We start from the raw sequence: 4,766 nt of genomic DNA on the forward strand, positions 1-4,766 counted from the left end.
GGGTGGCGAAGCGCCTGTCCTTCGAAGTGAAACGAAGAAGGAAGCTACGCGACCAAAACTTTTATCGCGGCGCAAATATACTAAGGTAGTACGAGGATTAAAACTTTATTTGCCAATATCAGAAGTGGGCAGCTGAAATCACAGGATGGGCTGAAAAACTAATTCCTATTGCCGGGTATATCCTATTTTGGCCCATACCGCATTACCATACTCTATGCGCTCCAGAAGTTTCACCACCTGTCCTTTGATTATGGCATGGTTCCGTTTATCACGGGCATTGGGATAATCCGGACTTCCCAATACCCCAGTATTTACATTGAGTCCCTGTTTCGCCTTCAGAAATGTTCCCAGTTTTAATTCAGAGACATCCACGTACATGGTGCCATCCGAATCCTGAATTTGGGAATACCCCTCATCTTTGAAAAGATTATCCATGGCACTTTCAACTTGCGGATAGTTCTCGTCCTCGCCATAAAAACTAACATAAAAAGAATAAGATGCTGCAGTATTTACCTTAGCTGCACTTTCCCAGAGTACTTCGCGATTCTCTTCGATCTTCTGGTCAAGTGCTTGCCTAGCATCTACTGCTTCCTTTCTCGCGTCTACCGCTTCATTTTTTGCTATTTCTTCAGCCAGGGTGGCCTCTTCTGCTTTCTTTTTTTGTATAAGGGCCCAACCAGCAAGTATTAAACAGCCTATTACCAAAACAGACACGAGTCCCCATAAGATGTTGTTAATGCGTCTGGCTTTCTTGGCCGTCTTATTGATTTCCTCAATTTGTTTTCTTATCTCGCTCATTTAGGTTGGTTTTAGGTATTGATATATCGGCTGAATTCCTTTTCCAGATTCAGGATTTGTTCCTCGGTATTGGAAATGATCCCTTCTTTCATACGGTTAAGGTCCTTTTCAAATACCCGAACTCCTTTAAGGCGCTTCTTTTGTTCTTTGGAGTTATTCAGGGATTTCAAGCCAAAAAGCACGGGTATTCCCTCTCCCACCAAAGAGCCGATCACCTCCATATTGGCCGAAAGGTTTCTTAGCTTCTCCATAAGATTTGATAAAAAAGCAGGCTGAAAGACTAATAGGATGCCTATTACTACAGCGATGCCGATCCCCAGGAAGAGATTAAATTTGGCATTTTTTATCTGCCGCTCTAGTTCTTCCTTATACAATTCGATCTCTTCAAGGACCTCTTTGATCAGGAATGCCTGCTTCTCCGATAATTTTGCCTTTTCCATATAGTTGTTCTTTAAGCCGACATGAATGTCATATTAGGATAAAACCTATGCTTCAATGTACAAAAAAATGTGAATATCCCTCTCTGGAAGCCCTTAGCCCAATAGTGTTTCCTTAAGAAATTCCATAAAGGGATCCCTGGGGTTGTCGTTGTATAAAATGGAATACGCCTTATGAGCATCCTGATAGATCTTCATTCTGCTCCGGATGCCTCCCTCCTCACCTACCTTCTGGTAATGCTCCTTAGCCCCATCAAGGCGGTTCAGGTAGATACAGGCTTCTCCCATGGTTCCATGCTTATCGGTACTGCCGTATAAATAGTTGCCGGCTACCTCCAGGGCCTGTTCTGCATAGGTTCTCATCTTTTTCTTGCTCAAATCAAGCATGAGGTATAAAAAGGCCAGGTTGATCGCATTCAGGTACACCTGTTCTTCATCCTCGTCTGCAATAGCCAATTCCAGAGCCTTCTCATGACATTTGAGTGCATGCTCCCCATCCGCCTGATGATGGTTCTCCAGATACTTGCCCTTATACAGGTCGCCAAGAGCATTTAACAAGTCTGCATCTGTCTGGGTGCGTTTATTTGCTTCCAGGAGGGTAATAGCATCTTCTCGCCTCCCAACTATTTCCATGGATTGGAGCAACTTGATAAAGCTGCGCTCATCGAGCTTGGCTGCTTTTGGTTCCAGGTCGGCCACAATGGCCTCATGGGTATCCATATTTTTCGGAAAATGACTCAGGACCACGTTTTCTGACATCTGGAATTTGGCAAAGGGTTGCTGTTTAATGGGTTTACCCGTCTTCTTGTTGATCACCTTAACCGCCCTACGGGGTACCTCTTCAAAGATATATTCGACCACATCAGTAATAGTGACCTTGGGGTCCAGGAAAGGGGAAGTGTGTTTCCCGGACAGTACTTCCAGCAGGCACTCGGTAAAAAGGCTGTTATCATCCCCGGGTAGCTTCCAGGACTTCTGGTTGTCCTGGCAGGAGGCCACCACCCATACCCCGCCTTCATCGTTCAGTTTTTGTGCCAGGCCGTAAAAGTCCTCCAATCCCGTTTGCAGCATGCCCTCCGCGTGGCAACAATCCAGGAACATGACCAGGTTTTTAGAATCCAATGCATTGATCTTGTCTTTTAATTCTTCAGCTTTCACCCAGGTATCCTTGTAGTTCTCAGCCGTCATTCCGTGGGGTTGCAGATAAAACTTGTGCTCTCGGGCATATTTGCCCCCATGGCCCGAGTAGTAAAACAGAATGGAAGAGTCCTCGTTGGTTTTTTCCTTTAGCTCGTCAAAGGCCCCAAGAATACCTTTACGATCCGCCTCTTCCCCCGTTCTGAGGATTACATTATCTTTCGGATATCCCACCAGTTTGGGATCAATGAGGGTATCTCTGAGCTTTTTGGCATCATCAATGGTGTACTCGATATCGCCCCCCACGCCTATAATGAGGGCAAACTGGTTCTTGTGTTCTTGCATTGGGTTGGTTTTTTTCGGTTGGTGGGTCTAAATAATGCTACTTCCAGAAGTCCATGACATCCTGAAAGACGGGATGTTCCCGATAATCCAGTAGCAGGGGGTCGTGCTGAAAGGTAGAGGGTAAATACTTGCGTCCGTCAGCTACCGCCTTTAAGAGATGTTCCAGGGTTTCCTGCTCCTTTCCAATGGCACTATAGTACTGTGCCAAAGCGTAATCCAGCCTTCCAAACTGATATGGGGCTCGAAGGTTTTCCATTTTTCTCAGGACGGTCTCCGCCAGTTGTGTTTTATTATTCCTGGCATAGGCAATGGCCAATAAGGCGTTATTAGAAAGGTTCTCCGGGGCCAACTCCACCAATGCCTCCAGGACCTTCTCTGCCTCCTTATACTGCTCACCAAAAAACAGGGCCAGGGCCTTAAATTCATTACGCTTTTCTTCAGGAATTTCCATGTTTATCATAGCGCCTGGCAGGTCATGTAAAATAACATGGGCTTTATCTTTCTTGTTGATCAGCAAATATTCCTTGGCCGTTAGTATACTCAGGTTTGCCCAGTCGACGGGTTCTGCCAAAATCTTATAGTTGGAAAGCAGCCTGGTCACAGCTTCTTCATTCCCCAACCGCAGATGGGCCCGGATCAGCACCCATTTCAGCCAGACCTGTTCTTTTGTTTTGGAAAAGGGGCTAAGAAGATCCACTACCTGCTGATACCTGCCCAATTCTATATCCGCCAGGCCCTTGAGGTAATACCGGTATTCACAATACAGGCATTTGTCCAAATCAAAATCCTCCATATCAATTACCTCGTAGATGGCATCGATCTTTTCCGGACTGTTGATAAATTGCTGTGCCAGGGTCATCAGGCTGTAGTTTGTTGATAAATGTTTCGGAGATTCATCGTACTCCTTCTTTAAATAATTGAAGGCATTTCTGTTGTTGCCTTCGAGGAGGGCTTCATAGAGGTTGAGCATATTAACCTGTCTCTCAATATTTGATGTTTCCTGCGACAATGCGCTGAGCAAAGAATCGGATTTCACATATTGGCCGTCATTGTAGTAAAAGGCCACCCGCAAAACTTTAGGTTCAAAATAGGTACTGTCCTCGGCAATGGCCTGGTTCAATAAGCGTATATAGGCTTCATCATCCCCTGCGGTACCCTTTTCCACAGCCTGCATGAAGTATTGATAGGCTTTGTATTTGGGAGGGCGTTCCTGAAGTTGATTCTTATCCACCTCTTCATCTTCGTCGGCAATTAGAAAACCAAGAACGCGTTGTTTTATGGCTTCAATACAATCCAGTGGAGCGTCCGGATCACATTCCACAGGTTGCAGGGTCACCAGGGTCTCGTCCATATTGGCATCGGTAATGGAGGCCTGGATCAATAAACGTCCTTTGGACAGATAATAATCGCCTATTATGACTTTGGAGGGTTTAAAATATTCGGTGAGGATCCCATTTTCCCCGGTAGGCATGATGGATGCCTTGAGGATATTGGAATAGTCCTCCACAAGTTTGGGGGAGATCACCTGCCCTGCCTTATTCTGGGTGATGCCGTGCATGATCCAGTCAACCGCAATCTTCCCAACCATGTCGTACTGATCCTCCCCTGTATTGTTATCGAATTTGAGGATCGCAATCTTATCACTTGTTGCAGAACTCAGAAAATCCCCCATGATCGGGGTATCCTCCTTTAGAAGATTTGTTCTAATTATAAGCAAAGCCGATAATCCAGTTAGCAGAACGATGATACCCAGCCCCAGAAAGTACATTTTTCGGAACTTCCTGTCAATTCCTGCAGAAAGGTTGAGGGCTTCATTTCCAGGGTCGAGTTGGATTCCGGATTTCGAAGAAGCCTCATTGAGGTCGAGCGCCTTTACGGCAGCATCACTTTCTTCGATATGCTCCTCCTTGATGCGGTAGCGCCATATCAGATAGATGTAAATGGGGAAACCGATGATCAGGATTAGCAACAAATAGGTCAGGGATATCTTGGGAAATCCCAGGGGCTCGGAGATGAGCGCAAATACCTGTAGCAAGACCCAGCTTGAGA

The 4,766-nt window shown here is 45.7% G+C and carries 4 protein-coding genes; all 4 read right to left on the bottom strand.

What is annotated here, in order from left to right:
- Positions 1-165 precede the first annotated feature (165 nt).
- Positions 166-798: a hypothetical protein gene (locus AC4E7D_RS11710; RefSeq protein ID WP_490173977.1), complete on the bottom strand. Its 633-nt coding sequence runs from the start codon at positions 796-798 to the stop codon at positions 166-168.
- An 11-nt stretch (positions 799-809) separates the two neighbouring features.
- Complete coding sequence (locus AC4E7D_RS11715) at positions 810-1,238, bottom strand: hypothetical protein (protein ID WP_490173978.1); 429 nt, start codon at positions 1,236-1,238, stop codon at positions 810-812.
- Positions 1,239-1,331: 93 nt separating this feature from the next.
- Positions 1,332-2,717 (bottom strand): caspase family protein, encoded by a 1,386-nt coding sequence (locus AC4E7D_RS11720; protein WP_490173979.1) that lies wholly within the window; start codon positions 2,715-2,717, stop codon positions 1,332-1,334.
- Positions 2,718-2,754: 37 nt separating this feature from the next.
- On the bottom strand, positions 2,755-4,766 hold a 2,012-nt coding region (locus AC4E7D_RS11725), incomplete at its 5' end, for a tetratricopeptide repeat protein (RefSeq protein ID WP_490173980.1).

The organism is Lentiprolixibacter sp., from assembly GCF_982873095.1.